Genomic DNA, 20,179 nt, shown 5'->3' on the forward strand with positions numbered 1-20,179 from the left:
TTGATTCTGTCGGGCAAAGATACATAATAAAAAGCGAAAAACAAGAACAGGGCTTATCGCCTCCCTTCTTCTTATCGTACTTTTTCCTAAAGATCCGTTAGTCCAAATCAAAACACACAGGCATGAAAATGAAATCCTCCACAACACCGGAAGCAAGAAGCCCTTTTTTCCTCATTAACAATTATTACCATAAGACACGTACCCTTATCTACTAAAATAAAGTAGATTTGCGAAAAGATAGTAATCTGAAATTCAAAAAAACAACAAGACAATGGAAAGACTGACTGCACAAGAAGAAAGCGTAATGTTGTATATCTGGAAATTAGGATCATGTTTCATCCGTGACATACTGAACGAAATGCCCGATCCGAAACCGCCCTACACCAGCGTGGCATCGGTGGTCCGGAACCTTGAAAAAAAGAAGTACGTCACCCCGAAGAAATTCGGAACGATTACACTCTTTTCTCCACGTGTGAAAGAAGCGGAATACAAGCGTACTTTCATGTCGAATGTCGTACAAAATTATTTCACCGGTTCTTATAAAGAAATGGTTTCCTTCTTTGTCCGCGATCGTAAATTATCCAAAAGCGATTTGCAGGACTTGATGGATCAGATCGAAAAGGAAGAATAATCAATTATAAAGATATCAATATGATAACTCCGATACTAATCTATTTTCTAAAGGTAAATCTGGCGTTGGCATTTTTATATATCTGTTATCGCCTATTATTCCGTGACGATACGTTCTTCAGGTTACGCAGAGGGGTGTTATTGTCGATTTACCTGATCGCATTCCTTTACCCTTTACCGGATTTAAGCGGCTGGTTATCCACCCAGACAAGCGTAGCAGGTATAGTCGGCTACTATTCAGGGTTGCTACCTAAAGAAACAGTCCTGACAGCAAGCAATGAAATAGCCGCCTCCGACTGGAAAGAAACCGGGCTCAAGGTTATGCAAGTTATCTGGCTGGCAGGAGCCGGCCTGTTGCTGTCCAGATGTCTGGCGGAGCTGTTCACTGTTTCTCGTTTACACCGGAAATGTAGGAAAATCACTTTGAACGGCATCGAAGTTTGTATCCTTCCGGAAGCGGAAGCCTCCTACTCCTTTTTCGGCTGGATTTTCATTTCATCCGATCCGCATCAACGGGAAAGGCTTGATGACATTTTGATCCATGAACAAACACACGTCCGCCAATGGCATTCGATCGACATGATGGCTGGTGAAATCATCTGTATCGCCTGCTGGTTAAATCCGTTTGCCTGGTGGCTAAAGAAAGAGATCGGTATAAATCATGAATTTATCGCAGATGAACAAGTCATGCTTGCCGGATTCGACAAAAAAGAATACCAGTACCATCTGATCGGAGTAAAACATCCCAATACGGCTATTGCAAATTTATATAACAATTTCAGTGTCTTACCACTTAAAAAGAGAATTACTATGTTAAACAAAAAAAGAACGAACAACGCCAGAAAAGTGAAATACCTGGCACTGGTTCCAATGGCCGCAGGCTTGCTATTGCTCAATAATATCGATGCGATGGCACGTGTTTTGAATGAAAAGGTAGCAGAGGTTATCCAACAGCCGACTGCTCTCGCCACCACTACTGTTTCCAAAATGGAAGCAGCCAATCCGCTTCCACCGGAAAAAGACAAGATTTATGACACATGTGATATCATGCCGGAATTTCCGGGCGGGCAAAATGCATTATTGCAGTTTCTTGCTAAAAACATAAAATATCCGACAGAAGCCCAGCAACAGGGAAAACAGGGAAAAGTAGTCGTCACATTCGTTATCGAAAAAGACGGAAGCATCACAAACGCCAAAGTGACACAGGCTTTATATCCCTCATTGGATGAAGAATCCTTACGGATTGTCAAGTCGATGCCCAAATGGACTCCGGGAAAGATGAAAGACGGAAAAGTCGTCCGCGTACAATATACCGTCCCGTTAACTTACCGATTGCAGTAGCCTGACAGTATTTCCCTTTTTGAGCAGGACACAAAAAAGGCATGCAATCTTCAAAAATGCTGCCAGGCGATATACGAAGATCACATGCCCCACGCTCCTCTCGAAAAGGGAGATGTTTTTATAAATTACCACGGCTTACCCGCAGAAGAGTAATAGAAAGAATGATACAAAAGTACTATTTTTTTCCTTTAAGGCCTACATGTTTCGCCTGATGGCGCCCCGGATCGAAATTCTTGCGGGAGCCATCGGGCCAGATGACTTCGGCTGTCGTTCCTTCGGGAACGGAAAGGGTGGCCTGTATCTTTTTACCTTTGCGTTTCAGCGACACCTCTATCTTGCCGAAATGCGTATCTACTGTAGCAGAGGCTTCGGTCAAAGTGCCCATTTGGGGACAAACCTTGAAGGAACGAAAACCTGGAGAGGTAGGTTCTATACCGCACACTTTCTGACTCAGCAACGTAAGAGGGCCACCACTCCATGCATGGTTGATCGTACCGCCTCCGAAACCGTCCGGACCGATTCCCCATCCTTCGAACAAGGTCGTATATTCAGGATAATCCATCATTTTCGCATAGCGTTGCTTCATCCTCTCTAAAGCAAAGGCCGGTTCATTCATTTGGAACAAGGCTTCGAGCACATACTTTTCCATATAGGGACTGGCATGGCATTCCTTCTTCAGGACTTTTACCAGAGCAGGATATTTATCAGCGGAAGCTAAACCGGAAACGACAGCCATCGCCTGTGCACGGTCGTCCGTTTCTCCCTTATAGCCGGGAGAGCGATATGCTGATCCTGTCCAAAACTTTGTGTCGAAGCATTTCCCTATACTGTACATCATACGGCCGATCTCATCGGCATCGGCTGTTTTTCCAAGTTGGAGGGCAAAAGCTTTCTCTGCTTTCAAGGCCAAATAATACCAGCAATTTACCAACACGCCCATATCGATGTTTTCTCCCCAGTCACCCCAGCTCCAATCGCCGTCACGCTCGATAACCAGGCCGCTCTTATCTACTTGCCATACTTCGTGCAGATAGTGGTGCATTCGGTCATAAATACCGGCGACAAAGCTACTGTCGCCACTATAATAATACTGGGTATAGAAACCGTACCAACCTACCGAAGCCAACATTTGCAATGGCAACTCTTTCCGCCAGTTACCAGCCGGGGCCGGAGCGAAAATCACACCGTCTTCGCGTTGCCAGTTCATCAGTTCGTAGATGCCTTTCAGCGCCAGTTTATGGCTAGAGGGAGAAAGGGCATAGAAAGCCTCGCCCAATTCGTTCACCTCGTCACCCCACCATTGCGCCCGTTCGCGGTCCGGACAGTCCATATAACTATCGCGCATCGTTATATATAAGGTGCGGGCCGAACGTTTCCAAAGTTCGTTCATGAACGGATCATTGCAACTGAAAGAACCTGTAAATTCGGTATCGTAACCGGTTTCCCGGAATTTCACATCCAGCACCTTCACGCCTTCCGGCAGGATATATTGCATCTCGTGACCGTTCATCCAGCCTAAACTCTCATATTCCTGCACGCCGTCGCGCGTGACATATTCAGCGCGGACGTTGTATTGAGAACCGCCCTCATAGTTGTCCGTCCGGATATGGATCACCTTGCCGGCAGGAGCTTCCACTTTCAGATAAGGAGTCACTTGGCTGTTATAAGGCAGACGACAATAAAGCGTATCGCCGGCAGACGACCGGCGGACACTGACATACGGTTTCAAGCCATAGTCTTTCCATAGGGGTACCGGACGCTCGACCAATTTACCTAAAGGGGCGACCCCGACAGACGAAATAATTTCGGCATTCGGCATCTTGCCTGTGTAGCCGGGCTGATTCCAGCCGGACATTTCCATCCTGGCATCGAAACGGATATTGCTTTCCGGCAAACGATAATTCGGATAGGGCGCCTCAGTATCCTGATAGGCATCATATACGGTGCATTGCCAGCTCTTGTCGGAAACGATCTCGACACCAGGAGCGACAGCTTCAAACAGCAAGGCAGCCAGACCACTGTTCACATGACTGAATCCGCTTTTACCGAAATGCCAGACCAGCACAGCAATCGTATTCTCGCCATTTTGCAAATAAGGAGCTATCTCTACCGGATCGTAGTAGGTGTCATACGGAGAAGGTCCCCGTTTAAGCCCGCCTTCAAAGACGACCAGGCGACCGTTTATCCACAACCAATATTTGCTATCGGCAGCGATGCGGGCGGTAAGAGTTTGCGGAACCTTGTCTATATGGACGGTTTTACGGAAAGCCAACCAGGTGTTCGTCTCGCTCTGACAACGTTCCGTATTGATCCAATGGGCTTTCCAGCCAGATTCAGCATGGCCGGAAGCGATACATCCGATTAACAGTAACAACAGAAAATAATGTTTCATGGTATTCTCGTTTAATAAGTTTTCACATGTGTACCAGACCCGACTGTTTCCGTCTTATCGCCGACACGGATATCCGCCGTACAGCCGGACGGGATCGTCACGGTAAGAGTAACTTTGCCTCCCTCCCGTTTCCATTCGCTCGAAATCAAGCCCCGTACAGAATGATACTCACCTTTCGCCCAATTCACTCTTTCCACGAAATGAGGCGTAATCAGAATATGGCGGAAACCTGGTTCAACAGCATCGTAGTTGATACCAGCAAGCTGATTCATCATCCAAGCAGAGACATCTCCCATAAAGACATGATTCAGGGAGGCGTCGCGGAACTCAGGACTTAACGTCCAGGTTTCAGGCAACGTCGTATATCCCATCGTTTCCACCCAATAGCCCCAAGAGGGAGCTTCCGTCTTCGTAATCATCTTCATAGCATCCTCGACATAGCCGTAGCGGGTCAGCATGGCCGGAACAGACTTGCTTCCGAGCAGGCCGAAATCGAGGAAATGGTTGTTGGCACGCACGACCTCGCAAAGTTTATCGGCGACCAACTGCTCCTTACCTTCCGGTACGATTCCTAAATAGAGGGCAATCGCCTGTGCCGTCTGGGTTCCTTCAGCATAGACCCCCGTTTCGGGATTGAAGAACTTACGGTTGACCAAGGCCTTCAACTCGTCGGCTCTCTGCCGATAAGGGGCGGCATCTTTACCCAACAGTCCGGCGAAACGGGCCATCAAGGTGTAATCCAAATAATAATAAGCAGTAGAGGTATAAGTGTTATTGGTCGTAGACTTCCAGTACACCCAATCTCCTAAACCGAAGGTCAGGTAACCACCGTCCTTCTCTTTTGCTTTCAAATAATCCAAATAGCGCAACATCGTAGGATACAGGTTCTCGATACTGCGTGTCTCACCATAATAATTATACAAAGCATTTGGGATGATAAACATGGCGGCATCCCATACCGGGCCGGGCCATTCACCATATCCCCAGCCGCTGGAGGGGATAATACCGGAGATCTCACCGGCTTCGCGCTGGTTATCAATGAAGTCGTTCATCCATTTCTCATACAAGGTGATGGCGTCGAAACCTAACAGGCCGAGGTCGATTGCTACATGCGCATCGGCCGTCCAGCCGTTCTTTTCACGCTGCGGGCAATCGGTCGGAATACTGTGCAGGTTACTACGATAGGCTTCCATTGTCGCCTTCCATATTTTGTTCAACAACGGATCGGAGCAGGAGAAGGAGCCTACGGGCTCTACCGCTGTGTGCATGAACAGTCCGGTCAGACTCTCTTTTGTCAGGACTACGGGAGCCGAACTTTCAACTTCCACATGCTGGAAACCATGATAGGCGAATGAAGGCATAAAGATTTCCTCTTCACCTGTTCCTTTCAGTGTGAACACATCCATCTGGAAAACCTCTCCCGGTTTCACAGGATGATAATAGACATCTATATTTCCCTGTTCCAGACGACCGTCTGTTTTCAGCAACTCTCCATGCTTCAAAGTGATCCGCGTACCGGGAGCACCTTTCACCTTTAATCGGGACAGACCGGCAAAATTCTTTTCGAATGAAAATACATAAAGTTTATCGCTGAACTTCTTCATCGAGACAGGCTGCAATTCTTCCGTAATCCGGATACCCGGCATCTGCTGGGCGGCCAATAAGGGAGCCGGAGCTTCCGTAACTTGTACCGGATCCCACTTGCTGTCATCGAACCCTTCCGCGTTCCAACCATTTTCTTCCAACGTGGCATCGTATTTGTCACCGCTGTAGATGTTGTTATAGGTATAGGGACCGGTCGCGGTACGCCAACTTTCATCGGTGGCGATGACTTCAGTCGTACCATCGGTATAGCGTAGGCGCAATTCACAGAGCATCCGGGGACGGTTACGCCAACGGGCAGTCTCGAAATTCCAGACAGCTTTGGATTGTACATTGTGCCAGCCGTTACCCAAAACGGTAGCGATAGCGTTGCCACCCGGTTTTAAAAGAGAGGTTACATCATGTGTCACATATAGGATACGTTTGTCGAAATGCGTATAGCCCGGATCAAGATAGTTCTCTCCTACCCGCTTACCGTTGATAAACAAATCGTAATAACCAGCGGCAGCCACATACACGCGGGCTTCTTCAATCTCTTTTCCCAATGTAAAAGCTTTGCGGAACATGGGGGCCGGCTCGAACTCCTTATCGTGACTGTCGGTTATCCATTTTCCCGACCAGTCGGACGACTTGAATTTGGCAGTCTCGAAAGTAGCCGTTTCCGAAGTCTCGCAAATGTCTCCATCCTGATCCCATACCGTCACATTCCAATAGTAACGGGTATGCGGTTCCAATGTCATATTATCGGTATACGGTTGCAGGTTATCCGGCGAGGTCCCGATACGGATTTCCGAACGGGAAGCCAAAAAGTTCTTCTCACTTCCTTTGTATTCCCAAGTGAAACGGGGACTTTTCGTATCCAAACCGATCGGTTCGCGCAGGTATTCTGTTCGCAGGTTCACCGGAACCGTAAGCTCGTTTTTACCTTTGCAACCCATCAGCGAGAAGAAGGCAAGTGAGCAGATCAACAGCGTGTTTTTTTTTACCATATCTTTATCTGATTTGATTATCGTACAACTTTTACTTCGGACGGAGCATCGATCCGACTCCGTACTTTCCCGTCAGCGCCTTTTTCGTGACGGATAGTGATCACACCGTAAGGAGTCGGGAACGTTCCTTCCACCCACTCCAAGTCACCTAAATGCGGTGTGATCCGGACAACGCGGCAACCCGGCTCCACAACCTGGACACCCAACACATATTCACTCAGCCAGGAAGTCGGACCAGAAGCCCAACCGTGACAAAGGCTATGGCGGAAACCTTTATAACAATAAGCCCCGTAATCGCCATGAATATCTTTCTTGCCTACCGGAACCAATTCATCGATGCGAGAAGCGCCGGGCAACCAGTCTAAGTTGAAATCTTCCCAAAAAGTAGTTGCACCCAAATCGAGCATCGCACCCCAGAATTGGCGTATCACGTCGATCGCCCCTTGATAATTGCCGGCAGCAGCCATCGCTCGAAGCATATAATAACCATAAAAAGTAGAGAATCCATGCCCTCCATTAACTGCGAGATATCTCCGATCGGCCTCTTCCGGCTTCATCAGTCCGGCCAACGCCAACAGGGAAGCTGCCTGTTTCGATCCAGGAGCATCCGGAGCAACACCTGACTTCAGGAAAGGTTTTATCACCTTCGAAGCGGCCTTGGTCATCCTGTTTCCTACAGCCTCGCATTCTGCCGCCAACGCATCTTCGCCCAACACCTTACAAAGTTCGTTTCCGGCTTTCATCGCCTGTAGCATCAAGGCTTGCAAGCCGGCATCGATGGCAACCGGATTTTCACTGGACGGCCAATCGAGGAAACGTCCTCCTCCGTCGAGCTTCTCGACGCCGTCGTCACCGACTTTGGAGATCAAAAGACGGAGCAAACCGGTCAAATAGTCTTTCTGTTCCTTCAAGTAAGCCAAGTCCCCCTGATAGTAATACCAGTCGCGCTGGATCAGCAACCACCAGATGGAGTAACTGCACATCCCGTTCATCCAGCCAGGCAACGGCGTTGCATCGCGGATAAAATCAAGGCTTTTCGGTATCACCTCGTTATATCCGAAAACAGTGTTGACCGTCATCACTTCCGGATGCAAATCACCAATCCAGACCAAACGGTCACGTTTGATGCCGTCCCAAATATACTCCTGCATATTCAAATGTACCGTATAAGCACCAGTCTGCCAAATCCGGTTCAGCCGTTCGTCGTTGCAACGAAATGAGCCTTTATATGGGATGTCCCGAAAAACGGAAATGGCACGTATTTCTTTAATATGCAATTCGACGGAATCGTCCAAAAGATCAATCCGAGCAAACCGAAACCCAGAATTACCCACTTCCATAACCCCCAACCAGGGTAGGCGAATAGTAAAATCGCGCATGGCATGATCGTTGGAAGCACCGTTCACCCCATCTATATCGCACATGGCTTCACTTACCGACTCACCCAAACGGATCCGGACGGCGACTGGTTCGTGCGAAGCCGGCATGCCGGTTACTATTTGCAAGCCGCCTTGCAGTTCTTTTCCAAAATCAAGAAGGATGGCAGGATGCTGCCGGTCGGTGCTCGAAAGCTTACAGATGTTATGATTCACAAGATTGGATTGTCCGTTTCCAGAAAGAAGCAAATGGTTTGCACCCTGTATCAACTGGCTTTCCTGTTGCCAGACGATGCGTGCGGGAGGTAGATATTCGCGTACACGACTATCGCGCTGCCGAGCGGACAATGATACGGCAAAGAATAGAGATATAAGAATAAATAATGTTTTCATGGTATATGGTATTTATATGAATGATGATTTACCGGTGTAGTGACAAACAAAGCTATACCTCGTTGCTATAAACACACCTATAAATCATCATTTACGATCGTAACCTATCACAAACCGAAGGCCGGAACCAAATCATCCAACTGCTTGTCAGTCATGCCGGCGGGTTCGTATCCTGCCATGCGTGCGCTGAAATAGATTTGGGCGGACTTGCTTAGCGTGTCGATTGCGTCAAAACATTCGATCAGGTCTTCACCGACTGCCAAAATACCATGTTTTTCCCAGAATACGACATCGTGCTTTTCCAATTGTTTAATGGTTGCACGTGCTAAATCCAGTGTCCCAGGTATTTCATAGGGAACAATACCGACTCCTTTCGGGACAATGATACGACATTCGGGAATCATGCTCCACAACGTACGGGTGATGACATCCGAATCCAAGAACGGTTTACAATGCGTCATGCCGATCAGGTCGGTCGGGTGCGTATGCAGAACGACTCTGTTATCACGGCCCAGGCCACGCAGATAATTATGCATCATCAAATGCGAAGGCAACTCGGAAGTAGGCAAAATCAATTGTTCAGCAATAATATCATAACTTTTTCCATCCCCGGCGATACGGATCAAGGAACCGTTGGCCAACGGTTCCTGTGCTACATAACGCATCCGCTTTCCTGTACCGGTGACATAGAAAATATGTCCGGCAAGAGCGGTCATCGCTTCTTGTAAAGGAATAGCCGGTCCCAGTGCGGGAAGTGCTTTTTCGACATCGTTCATCAAGTCGGTCAGGTTTACGGAAATGTTACCACCGTTACGTTCCGCCCATCCTTTTGTCCAAAGATAGCCGGCCACTTCAGCGATACGGCCAATCTCGGCCATCAATTTTTCATTGTTTCTGATTGTTTTCATTTTACTTATATATCTTTTTTATGAGGGACACGCCCCCGGCTCAAAATTGTTCTTCACCCGGCAAAAAACAGACAAGCACGGGAGCTTAATTTCATACCTATGGAAATTAAGTTCCATACCTATCGAACTAACGTCCCATGCCTATCTCCAATCCGATCATTATCTTAAATCAAATTAGGCAGCAAAAGTGAGAATATCAGGAGACACATGCCGCAAACCAAAACGACGATCGTCTGCCGGCTCACCCCTTTCCACTCTTTCAATATAATGCCCCACACATTGCTGAAGATCACATTCAGCGACATCAAGATGCTCCATGAAAAGGCCAGCATCACCGGAGATTCGGCAAAATAGCTCTTTCCCATTCCCAGCCCGAAGAATTGCGAATACCACAAAACACCTGCCAGCGCACAAAATAAGACATTATTCAGCAAAGTACCGCCTGATACGGAGAAATAATCTCTCCCCGTCTTGTTCCTTACATTCTGGAAAAGGCAATAAGAGGCGTTCGTGATAAACCCCCCGATCGTCACCAACAGGATGACCGGATTCAGTGCGAACAATTCGCTTGCGCCGGACTGTTTCGCCTTCTCAAGGATCGGAGCGCCGGATTCCAGGCCCAGATTGAAGCAGGCACTCATCACACCGGCCAAAAGAGCGACAAGCAAACCTTTCGTCAACGCGAAATCCTTTACAGCCGCTTTCTTTTCCTCCTCGGTCATATTACGGGCGCGAAGACTTCCGGCATACCCGATCACGGCGATACCGGCAAGCGTGATACACACACCGATCAGCAAGACCAGGCCATCGCCATGAAACAAATCCGTTCCGCCAAAAACTGCCGGGAAAAGCGTCCCGAAACCGGCACACGTTCCAAGCGCGATGCTCTGGCCGAGCGCAACCCCCAAATAACGCATGCTCAACCCGAAGGTCAACCCGCCGATCCCCCACAAGATTCCGTAGATAACGGCCCCCGCAGCTCCGCCGGCACTCCACAGTTCCAAGAGGCTGCTCCCATTGGGAATGGCAAGCTGCGCTCCTAAGAATGGGAAGACGAGCCAGGCAAAAATGCCTTGCACCAACCAAAAACTTTCCCAGCTCCAATCCTTGACTTTGTTGATCGGAACGTAGGAACTGCTCTGCCCGAAACTACCGATTGCGATTATGATCAATCCGATGATTATTTCCATATATGTTATTTTTAGAGGGCGAACCTGTGTGTTCGCCCCTAAGGTTAACGTTTACTTGTTACTTCCGCTTCGTATTTTTCTATCTCGGCGATATAATCCTCACCTACCGGGACGTCGTTTTGCAGGCAGAACATATCCCAGACGGCTGTCCACGGAAGGCTCTTCATTTCCTCCTGCAGAGCTAAACGCTGGAAATATTTGCCTTCGGCTTCGTACTGCTGCAAAGTTGCCGATGGTTCAAGAAGGGCTTGCATAAAAGCCTTCTGCGTTGCACGGCAACCGATCACGTACGCCCCGATACGGTTGATCGTCGCATCGAAGTAGTCCAAGCCGATATGCACACGGTCCAATGCCTTGCAACGGATGATTTCGCGTGCCAGATCGAGCAAGTCGTCGCTCAGGATCACCACATGGTCGCTGTCCCAACGAATCGGACGGCTCACGTGCAACATGATCTCCGGTGTAAAAAGAAGCAGGGCCGAAACCTTGTCGGCGATACTTTCCGTCAGATGGAAATGGCCCGTGTCGAGCGTCACAATCTTATTCTTCTTCGCACCGTAGCCCAAGTAAAAATCATAGGAACCGACCGTATAACTTTCCAGACCGATGCCGAACAGTTTTGCCTCGATACAATCCTTCATGTTCTTATATTCAGTTGCAAAAATCTCGTCGAGCGACTGTTCCAGTATCTGACGATATTTGAGACGGCTGGCGGGAACTTCTTTACTGCCGTCGTGAATCCACAGGTTCATAATACAGGGATCGTCCTGGTATTTGCCCATCTCCTCGCTGATCCAGCGGCAGCGTTTCGTATGTTCGATCCAGAAATTGCGGATCGCATCGTCGGGATTCGCCAACGTCAGGTCGCCGCTCTTCGGATGCGAAAAAGAAGTGCTGTTGAAATCCAGCTTCATCCCGTTCTCTTTCGCCCACTGCATCCAGCTCTCAAAATGAGCAGGTTCCACTTCGTCACGGTCGACCTTCCTGCCCTGGAAATCGCCATATATTTCATGCAGGTTCAAGCGATGTTTACCAGCGATCAGAGAAGCCGCTTTCAAGACATCGGCACGCACTTCGTCGATCGTGCGGGCACGTCCCGGATAGTTGCCTGTCACCTGGATTCCGCCCGTCAGCGAACCGCCCTGGTTCTCGAAACCGCTCACATCGTCCGCCTGCCAGCAATGCATCGAAAGAGATATCTTCTGCAATTTGTCCATTGCCTCCCTTGCATCCACACCGACAGCTGCATAGCGTTCAACAGCTGCCTCATACGCTTGTCTGATAATGTTTTCTTTTGTCATGGTCTTATTTTTTTGAGGTTACAGATTTATATTTCCTAAAAGCCTCTTCCCACTCTCCACTACCTTCCGGCAGAAAGACAGCCGGCGAAAGGAAAGAGTTGATCAAACGGCGCATCTCCCAACGGTCGGCTACCAATCCCGCCGCCCTCGCCTGCACCATGCAGTTGCCGATTGCCGTCGCCTCCGAAGGCCCTGCCACAACCGGCATGTTTATTACATTTGCCGTAAATTGATTGAGAAGATTATTCATCGAGCCTCCCCCGATCACATGCAATTTGCGGATCGGGAAAGGAGCCATTTCGGATAACAATGCCAGCACCTCCTTATACCGGAATGCCAGACTTTCAAAAATACAGCGGATAAACTCGTCGTCCTCGACCGGTTCGGGCTGCCCCGTCTCGCGGCAATAAGCCTTGATTGCCTCCGTCATGCTCGGCGGATTGGCAAAACGCGGATCGTCAGGATTCACAAAACGACGGAAAGGCGTCGCCCGTTCCGCCATCTTGACTATCGCCGGATAGGAATAGTCGCGCCCGGCCTTCTCCCACTCTTTCCGACACTGTTCGAGCAACCACATCCCGGTAATATTTTTCAGGAAACGGGTCGTCCCGTCTATACCGCCTTCGTTCGTAAAGTTATGCAGGAAGGATTCTTCCGAGATAATCGGTTCTTCCGTTTCGATCCCCATAAGGCTCCATGTGCCGCTGCTAAGATAGGCAAACTCCCGATCCGCCGCCGGAACAGCCGCGACAGCCGAAGCCGTGTCGTGGCCGGCAACTGCTATGACAGGCACTTTGCCGATCCCCGTTTCCCGTGCAAGCGCATCGGTCAGCTCCCCGACAAAAGTTCCCGGCATCACTACCGGACGCATAATGGACGGAGCTACCCCTGCCGCTTCCAACAAGGACGCCTCGAACTCTTTCGTCACCGGATTCAGCAATCCGGAGGTGGAAGCATCCGTATATTCACAAACCTTTTTACCCGTCAACAGGTAAGAAAGCAGATCGGGCATAAACAGTATCTCTTCGGCAGCCTCCAACGGCCCGAAACCTTCCTTTTTAGCCCTAAATAACTGGAAAACACTATTAAAATTCATGATCTGTATACCGGTAAGCCGGTAGACTTCCGACCGGGGAACACGCTGGAAATATTCTTCCGGCGCACCGTCCGTATAAGGATCGCGATACGCACGCGGTAGCCCCAACAGTGTGCCGTCTTCCGCCAGATACCCGAAATCCACCCCCCAGGTATCGATCCCGATAGAGTCCGGGAGCAGGTTCCGGCGTGCACAAATCGTAAGGCTTTCTTTCAAGGCATCATATAACCGGTATATGTCCCAGTAATATTTCCCATGCAACTCCATGATCGCATTCGGGAAACGGTGAAGTTCCTGCATTTCAAATTTGTCACCAACCAAAGTGCCTAACACGGCACGTCCACTGGTCGCTCCTATATCAAAGGCTAAAAAGTTATATTTCTTCATGGTACAACAAAGTTGTTTGTTTTATGATTGCAAAAGTAAACGGTAAATTACTATCTTTGCTTTTGAAAATGATTTTAAACCTTTCAAATCTGACAGAGGAGATGGAGAAACGACTAAGCGATCAATTGAGATACCTGACGATAAGTGCGATAGACGAAGAGTGGGGAATTGTCGTCACGACCGTCGGCTACCAGTTTATTCCCCCGAAAGGGAACTATCCTCTTTCGAAGCATCCGGACAATTATAACTTCAAGCCGCAGACCGGACGAATCCTGAACGAATACCAGCTGGTCTATATCACGAAGGGAAGCGGTTACTTCTCTTCGCAATCCTGCAAGATGCAAAAGATAAACGCCGGCACGATGATCCTGCTTTTTCCGGGAGAATGGCACAGCTACTATCCCGACAGCGAGACAGGCTGGGACGAATACTGGGTCGGTTTCCGCGGTGTCCACATCGACCGGCGCGTGGAAAAACGCTTTTTTACCCGCGAGGAACCGTTACAGCACATCGGGCTCAGTGCGACGATCGTCGGACTATATGAAGACATACTGAAATTCGCCTCTCAGGAAAAGACGGGCTACCAGGAGATGATTTCGAGTATCGTCCTTCATATATTGGGTACGGTCTATTATAAAAGAAGAAACAACTCCTTCACGAATACCTACGTTGTGGATAAGATCAACGAAGCCCGCATCCTGATGAAAGAGCAGGTGGAAAACCCGCTGACACCGGAAGAAATAGCTTCCCGCCTGGGGCTCGGCTACTCCTGGTTCCGCCGTATGTTCAAAGAATATACAGGCGTATCGCCCGCCCAATATCAATTGCAGCAAAAACTCCTGAAGGCAAAGGAACTGCTTACCAGCAGCAGCATGAATATCTCGGAAATAGCCTACAGTCTCAAATTCGAGAATGCCGGACAGTTCTCCACCTTCTTCAAGAAGAAAGAGGGCGTGACACCGTCGGAGTTTCGTGAACGGGCGCACTGAGGAATTAAAAATTAAGAATTAAGGGGTGAGTTGGAAGGTGATTTTTTTGTTCATCATATAGTTGACTGCACCATAGATAAACAATCCTAAGAACTGGGCGAGATATTCGTTCAAGTCAAAGATTTCCACCATGATAAGCAAAGCGAGGAATTGGGAACAATAAGCACATCCGAAAGCGATCAGAAAAAGGGGAATCTCACGGCGAAACTTACCGGTGCGGGATGAAAATATCCAATATTTGCTCCAGAAGAAATTATTGATCTGCGCAATCACATAAGCGGTGATATTGGTAGCGATATAGTTACAACCAAGCTTGTCCATCATCAGCCAGACAATCAAGACCGTAATTAACGCATTCAGCGTACCGACCAGTATAAACCGCATCACGCGCACCATATTTTTAGATTGTATGACCAAGTGTATTTCTTGCTGTTTTGTTCTTTGATATCTGAAATTCCGGTACAAATATACAGGATAATATGCAAATATCCATGCAAAAAGTCACAAAGTATGGCGAACAACCCGTATCTTTACCCCATGAAATATTTATTGTTTTACATAATCAGTCTGTTATCTCTCACCGCCTGCATCCACGAGGAATTGCCGCCTGAGGGTGGCTTTGCTTTGGAGGAAGGCGATCCGTTACCCGAATTCAGCATTTCCAATCCGGATGGAACGGTATCGAAAAAAGACTTGGAAAATAAATTTGCCCTGATTATTTTCTTCAGTACGACCTGTTCCGACTGCCAGAAGGCCTTCCCGGATATTTCCACTTTATATCATACATACAAAGACGATCCCTCCGTCTGTGTGCTTCTGATCGCACGTGGAGAAACCGAAGAGCAGGTAGCGGCCTATTTCCGGGAACATCAGTACAATATGAAGTTTTTCGCCGATCCGGACCTGAACGTCTACTCCCTCTTTGCCGACAACACCATACCCCGCGTATTCCTTGCCGACAAGGACGGTACGATTATCCTGACGCAAACGGAAAAAGTAGATGCGGGATTACTGATATCGGGCGGAGTAGAACCCCACCCCTACAAGCCTGAAAAATCTTAACATTTAATGCTCAACTGACGTAATACATCACGAATCTTTTCGAATGTGGTGATACGGGTCGGAACCAAAGGCAAGCGTAATTTATTTTCAATAAAGCCCATCGCATTCAGCATGCTCTTCGCTCCCGCCGGATTACCGTCGATAAACAGCAAACTGAACAGCTCCGTAAAACTATGGTGGATCGTGCGGGCGCTATCGTAGTCACCAGCCAATGCCAGACGCACCATACGGCTGAACTCACGCGGGAAAGCATTGCCAATTACGGAAATCACGCCGACAGCTCCCAACGTAATAAGCGGGAAGGTGATACCGTCGTCTCCTGAAATCACATTGAAGTTCGCCGGTTTGTTCTTGATGATATCGTCCATCTGGGTGATATTGCCGGAAGCCTCCTTGACTGCAATCACGTTCTTGAACTCACGAGCGATACGCAGCGTAGTCTCGGCCGTCATATTCACACCGGTACGTCCCGGAACGTTATACAGGACTATCGGTAACGTAGTCGCCTCCGCAATCGCTTTATAATGCTGATAGATTCCTTCCTGGGATGGTTTGTTATAATAAGGTACGACAGACAGGATCGCATCTATACCGTCAAAATTATCGTTTTTCAACTTCTCGACAACCGAACGCGTACAGTTTCCGCCAACCCCCAACACGATGGGAATGCGTCCGTTTACCTTCGTCACGACCAAATTGATTATATCCTTCTTTTCTTCTTCCGTGAGTGTAGGGGTTTCAGCGGTGGTACCTAACACAACCAGATAATCGGTTCCATTCTGCAACTGATAATCTACGAGCCGGGCCAACGCCTCATAGTCTACACTTTCATCTTCTTTAAAGGGAGTGATCAACGCCACACCCATTCCTTTTAAATTTATGTCTGCCATGATAATAATTGTCAATTGTCAACGGTGCTGCAAAAATAAGGAATTTATATCATTTTGAGCGTATCGCCTGCAAATAAAATAATATATGTTCGAATAAATGCTTGATATCTTCACGCTCTGTTACCGATATGGACAAATCATACAAATCTATATCGGCATGCTTCACTCCCACCTTGAATCTGCAAGGATGCTGTAGCATAAGATATTGCATCGGGTAGCAATCGGGGCGCGTAAGATCGATCAGGATATCCGCCTTGACCGTCTTGAACCGTTCCAGCACGACATCGGAAGGAACCTGCCAGACGTTCACATCCTTCTTGGCATGGACCGGGATGCACGAGGCATCTGCCTCCGGATCGCCGGTTACATAGACACACGCCTGCACCTTCTTGTTCTTCTTACGCAGGACGTCCAGACAAGGCTCGACAAGCTCGCGATCGTTTGCCTGATAAAGGACCAGGATATGGCCTGCGTCTTCCAGCGCACAAAACTCATGCTTGCGGCCGGCAGCCCCGGAAGCTAAAGACTGCACTTTCTTTTTAATAAAATAATTCGTCAGTCTCATTCCGCTATCATATTTAAGAATTCGTCTTCGTTTATAATCTTCACACCCAACTTGGCCGCCTTTTCGAGCTTGGCCGGTCCCATATTATCTCCCGCCAGGATATAATCGGTCTTACCGGACACCGAGCCGCTGTTCTTCCCGCCATGCTGCTCGATCATGGCCTTGTACTCGTCGCGGGAATGCTTGGCGAATGTCCCGCTGATAACGATGCTCAAGCCTTTCAGCTTCTCGGAACGGTTGGCCAGCTTTTCTTCGGGCACGGACATCTGCAACCCGTATTCCTTCAAACGGTTCACCAACGTCCTGTTACGCTCGTCGGCAAAGTAAGCGATGATACTTCGGGCGATCCGCTCACCGATCTCGTCCACGGCAGTCAAGTCTTCGAAAGAAGCCTGTTCCAACTGCTCCATCGAATGGAAAGCGGATACCAGGCGTTTTGCCACCGTTTCACCCACAAAACGAATCCCCAATCCATAAAGTACCCGTTCGAAGGGAACCTGTTTGGATTCTTCGAGGCTCGCCATCAGGTTACGGGCGCTCTTGTCAGCCCAACGTTCCAAGCGCAGCAGATCGGCTATTTCCAACGTATAGAGATCGGCCGTGTCCTTGATATAGCCGGCTTCGTACAAATCTTCGACTGTCTCCGGCCCCATATTGATGTTCATGGCCCTCCGGGTGACGAAATGCTCGATCTTCCCCTTGATCTGGGGAGGACAGCCGGCTTCGTTCGGACAATAGTGAGCCGCTTCTCCTTCAGGACGCATCAACGGTGTCCCGCATTCGGGACAAGAACGGATGAAACGGACCTTATCGCCCACCAGCAAACCGCGGGCTTCGACATCGACACCGACAATCTTCGGGATGATCTCGCCGCCTTTCTCCACAAACACCTTGTCACCCAAATGCAGGTCGAGTCCTTCGATAATATCCGCATTGTGAAGGGAAGCACGCTTTACGGTCGTTCCGGCCAGCAATACCGGCTCCAGATTGGCAACCGGAGTGACGGCTCCTGTCCGCCCGACCTGGAAAGACACGGAGTTAAGGCGCGTCACGGCACGTTCGGCCTGGAACTTGTAGGCAATCGCCCAACGTGGGCTTTTGGCCGTGAATCCCAAATTGCGTTGTTGGCGCAATGAATTCACTTTCAAAACGATCCCGTCTGTTGCAACCGGCAGGTTCTTGCGTTCGACATCCCAATAGGCGATATAACCGTATATATCCTCCAAGCTGTTGCATACGCGGATCACATTCGGGATCTTGAACCCCCATGAACGGGCCGCCTCCAAATTATCGAAATGCGTTTCCGCCGGCAGCTCCTCTCCCAACAAATAATAGAAATAGGCATCCAGCTTACGAGCCGCCACGACAGCCGGGTTCTGTTGCTTCAGCGTACCCGAAGCAGCATTGCGCGGATTGGCAAAAAGAGGCTCCTCCTGTTCTTCACGTTCCTTGTTCAAGCGGTCGAACTCGGCCCAGGGAAGCAAGATCTCCCCCCTTATCTCAAATGTTGCCGGGTATCGGTCGCCCATCAGTTTCAAAGGGACCGAACGGATTGTCTTCACGTTGGCCGTCACATCGTCGCCACGTGTCCCGTCGCCACGCGTCACGGCTCGGACCAGACGTCCGTCCTCGTATGTCAGGGAAATGGAAGTTCCGTCATATTTCAACTCGGCAACAATCTCGAAAGGCTCGTTCAGGTCACGGGCTATGCGCTCGTAAAAATCCTTCACTTCATCTTCCGAATAGGTATTGCCCAACGAAAGCATCGGATATTTATGCACTACTTGTTCAAACTCTTTGGAAAGGTCACTCCCCACCCGCTGGGTCGGCGAATGAGGATCGGCATATTCGGGATGCGACTCTTCAAGGACCTGTAACTCCTTCATCATCTCATCGAACTCACGGTCCGATATCGTCGGTGCCGAGAGCACATAATAATTGTAATTATGTTGCTCCAGCGCTTCGCGAAGTGCTTTTATTTTATCTTTTACCACCATTTTTTCAGTTGAAAGGTGAAAGTTGAAAGGTGAAAGTTAAAAAGAAAAATTCATCACTTTCAACTTTCACCTTTCAACTTTCAACTAATATATTAGTTCTACATTATCAATCCACATCGTATTGCCCGGTGAGCCGATATAGGCTCCGCCGTGGCTGGAAGTAAACTGCAGGACGATATGAGTCGGCAATTCACCTTCCGCCGCCCAGCCCACTTCCTGAATAGGGACACTTTTACCCTGGCTGTTCAAGGCATAACGCTCTTCCACCTGAATCCGCATATAAGGCTTATACTCCGGATGCTTCGTAATATCGCCGTACAAGATAGGGTAGGTCGCATCGTTCACCCAACCGTTGCTGGATTCCGTATAACGCTGCACCATTGTCCCGACACGTTTGGAATAAATATTTCCATCTTTATCTTCCCAACGTTTCTGGAGCAAAAGAATGGCTGCGATCGAATCCTGTCCGGCAACGGTCGTCTTGCGGCTGAAGCCGGTACTGCGGATACGGTCCTTTTCCGGAGCCAGCTTCACCTTATAGTCAAAACGCAAAGCCTTTGGCTTCTTGGTAAACGCCACTCCGCTGTTCAACATGGCCTGCGGGTTCTTGGTCCCCTTGATCGGTTCGTGCACCGTTCCGAGAAAAACAGAACCGGCGGCTACCACTTCAATATCGACCAAGCCGAAAACCTTCACACTTTCCATGCGTGTCTCCAGACGTGCACACCAACCGTCATCCCGTCTTTCAGGGAAGACAGATGTATTCGTCTTCACCACACCTGCCACCTTCGCCATCACGTTGGAGTTCGCCCACGGCGAACCGCCCCGGTTCGTATAGGCTGTATTGCCGATGATCGTATCTGTCGGCCCCAGCTCGTAAAGATGCTTCGTATTTCCTCCGATAATGCCGGATTCATGTATCTCGCGAACGACCCAATGATCCATATCTCCAAAACTGAACGGCACTACGTGCTCTTGGGAACTGACAATTGACAATTGACAATTGACAATTCCCAAGAGAAAGAGGAATTTTGCTTTCTGTTTCATTTCAAATTCTGTTTTTTCTAAAAT

Annotated in this window: 16 protein-coding genes; 4 read left to right on the forward strand and 12 right to left on the reverse strand. The window is 48.8% G+C overall.

What is annotated here, in order from left to right; translation table 11 throughout:
• Positions 1–271: 271 nt before the first annotated feature.
• Positions 272–631, forward strand: coding sequence for a BlaI/MecI/CopY family transcriptional regulator (locus NQ542_RS05810; protein WP_005638199.1), 360 nt, complete (start codon positions 272–274; stop codon positions 629–631).
• 20 nt (positions 632–651) lie between these two features.
• A complete protein-coding gene (locus NQ542_RS05815; protein ID WP_005638201.1) occupies positions 652–1,971 on the forward strand; it encodes a M56 family metallopeptidase in 1,320 nt (439 codons plus the stop codon).
• 175 nt (positions 1,972–2,146) lie between these two features.
• Here the strand turns inward: NQ542_RS05815 and NQ542_RS05820 are convergent, their stop codons facing one another.
• The 7 genes from NQ542_RS05820 to NQ542_RS05850 all read right to left on the reverse strand — a co-directional run bounded on the left by NQ542_RS05820 (position 2,147) and on the right by NQ542_RS05850 (position 13,605).
• Positions 2,147–4,363: an alpha-L-rhamnosidase-related protein gene (locus NQ542_RS05820; protein ID WP_005638203.1), complete on the reverse strand. Its 2,217-nt coding sequence runs from the start codon at positions 4,361–4,363 to the stop codon at positions 2,147–2,149.
• A gap of 11 nt (positions 4,364–4,374) precedes the next feature.
• Positions 4,375–6,954: a family 78 glycoside hydrolase catalytic domain gene (locus NQ542_RS05825; RefSeq protein ID WP_005638205.1), complete on the reverse strand. Its 2,580-nt coding sequence runs from the start codon at positions 6,952–6,954 to the stop codon at positions 4,375–4,377.
• A gap of 17 nt (positions 6,955–6,971) precedes the next feature.
• Positions 6,972–8,723, reverse strand: a complete 1,752-nt coding sequence (locus tag NQ542_RS05830) for an alpha-L-rhamnosidase-related protein (protein ID WP_005638207.1) — start codon at positions 8,721–8,723, stop codon at positions 6,972–6,974.
• A 107-nt stretch (positions 8,724–8,830) separates the two neighbouring features.
• Positions 8,831–9,631, reverse strand: coding sequence for a rhamnulose-1-phosphate aldolase (gene rhaD, locus NQ542_RS05835; RefSeq protein ID WP_005638209.1), 801 nt, complete (start codon positions 9,629–9,631; stop codon positions 8,831–8,833).
• A 164-nt stretch (positions 9,632–9,795) separates the two neighbouring features.
• On the reverse strand, positions 9,796–10,821 hold the full coding sequence (gene rhaT / locus NQ542_RS05840) for an L-rhamnose/proton symporter RhaT (protein WP_005638211.1): 1,026 nt from the start codon (positions 10,819–10,821) through the stop codon (positions 9,796–9,798).
• Positions 10,822–10,865: 44 nt separating this feature from the next.
• Complete coding sequence (locus NQ542_RS05845; RefSeq protein WP_005638214.1) at positions 10,866–12,122, reverse strand: L-rhamnose isomerase; 1,257 nt, start codon at positions 12,120–12,122, stop codon at positions 10,866–10,868.
• A 4-nt stretch (positions 12,123–12,126) separates the two neighbouring features.
• A complete protein-coding gene (locus NQ542_RS05850; protein ID WP_005642921.1) occupies positions 12,127–13,605 on the reverse strand; it encodes a rhamnulokinase in 1,479 nt (492 codons plus the stop codon).
• 101 nt (positions 13,606–13,706) lie between these two features.
• Here NQ542_RS05850 and NQ542_RS05855 point away from each other — a divergent pair, with 101 nt between their 5' ends.
• Positions 13,707–14,594: an AraC family transcriptional regulator gene (locus tag NQ542_RS05855; RefSeq protein ID WP_036657699.1), complete on the forward strand. Its 888-nt coding sequence runs from the start codon at positions 13,707–13,709 to the stop codon at positions 14,592–14,594.
• 18 nt (positions 14,595–14,612) lie between these two features.
• Here the strand turns inward: NQ542_RS05855 and NQ542_RS05860 are convergent, their stop codons facing one another.
• Complete coding sequence (locus NQ542_RS05860) at positions 14,613–14,978, reverse strand: GtrA family protein (RefSeq protein ID WP_005642918.1); 366 nt, start codon at positions 14,976–14,978, stop codon at positions 14,613–14,615.
• Between the two features lie 126 nt (positions 14,979–15,104).
• Between NQ542_RS05860 and NQ542_RS05865 the strand changes: the two genes are divergently transcribed.
• The gene (locus NQ542_RS05865; RefSeq protein WP_005638224.1) at positions 15,105–15,656 is read left to right on the forward strand and encodes a TlpA family protein disulfide reductase; all 552 of its coding nucleotides are present in this window, start codon (positions 15,105–15,107) and stop codon (positions 15,654–15,656) included.
• Here the strand turns inward: NQ542_RS05865 and dapA are convergent.
• The 4 genes from dapA to NQ542_RS05885 form a co-directional block, all read right to left on the reverse strand.
• Positions 15,653–16,546, reverse strand: a complete 894-nt coding sequence (dapA, locus tag NQ542_RS05870; RefSeq protein ID WP_005638226.1) for a 4-hydroxy-tetrahydrodipicolinate synthase — start codon at positions 16,544–16,546, stop codon at positions 15,653–15,655. The two genes, NQ542_RS05865 and dapA, sit on opposite strands and share 4 nt — an antisense overlap.
• Positions 16,547–16,595: 49 nt before the next feature.
• Positions 16,596–17,111, reverse strand: a complete 516-nt coding sequence (locus tag NQ542_RS05875) for a DUF6913 domain-containing protein (protein ID WP_005638228.1) — start codon at positions 17,109–17,111, stop codon at positions 16,596–16,598.
• A complete protein-coding gene (ligA, locus tag NQ542_RS05880; RefSeq protein ID WP_005638230.1) occupies positions 17,108–19,108 on the reverse strand; it encodes an NAD-dependent DNA ligase LigA in 2,001 nt (666 codons plus the stop codon). The genes NQ542_RS05875 and ligA overlap by 4 nt, the downstream gene beginning before the upstream one ends.
• Positions 19,109–19,192: 84 nt before the next feature.
• Positions 19,193–20,155, reverse strand: coding sequence for a PCMD domain-containing protein (locus tag NQ542_RS05885; RefSeq protein ID WP_005642906.1), 963 nt, complete (start codon positions 20,153–20,155; stop codon positions 19,193–19,195).
• Between the last annotated feature and the right edge of the window lie 24 nt (positions 20,156–20,179).

This window comes from Parabacteroides merdae ATCC 43184 (assembly GCF_025151215.1).
Lineage (GTDB): Bacteria > Bacteroidota > Bacteroidia > Bacteroidales > Tannerellaceae > Parabacteroides > Parabacteroides merdae.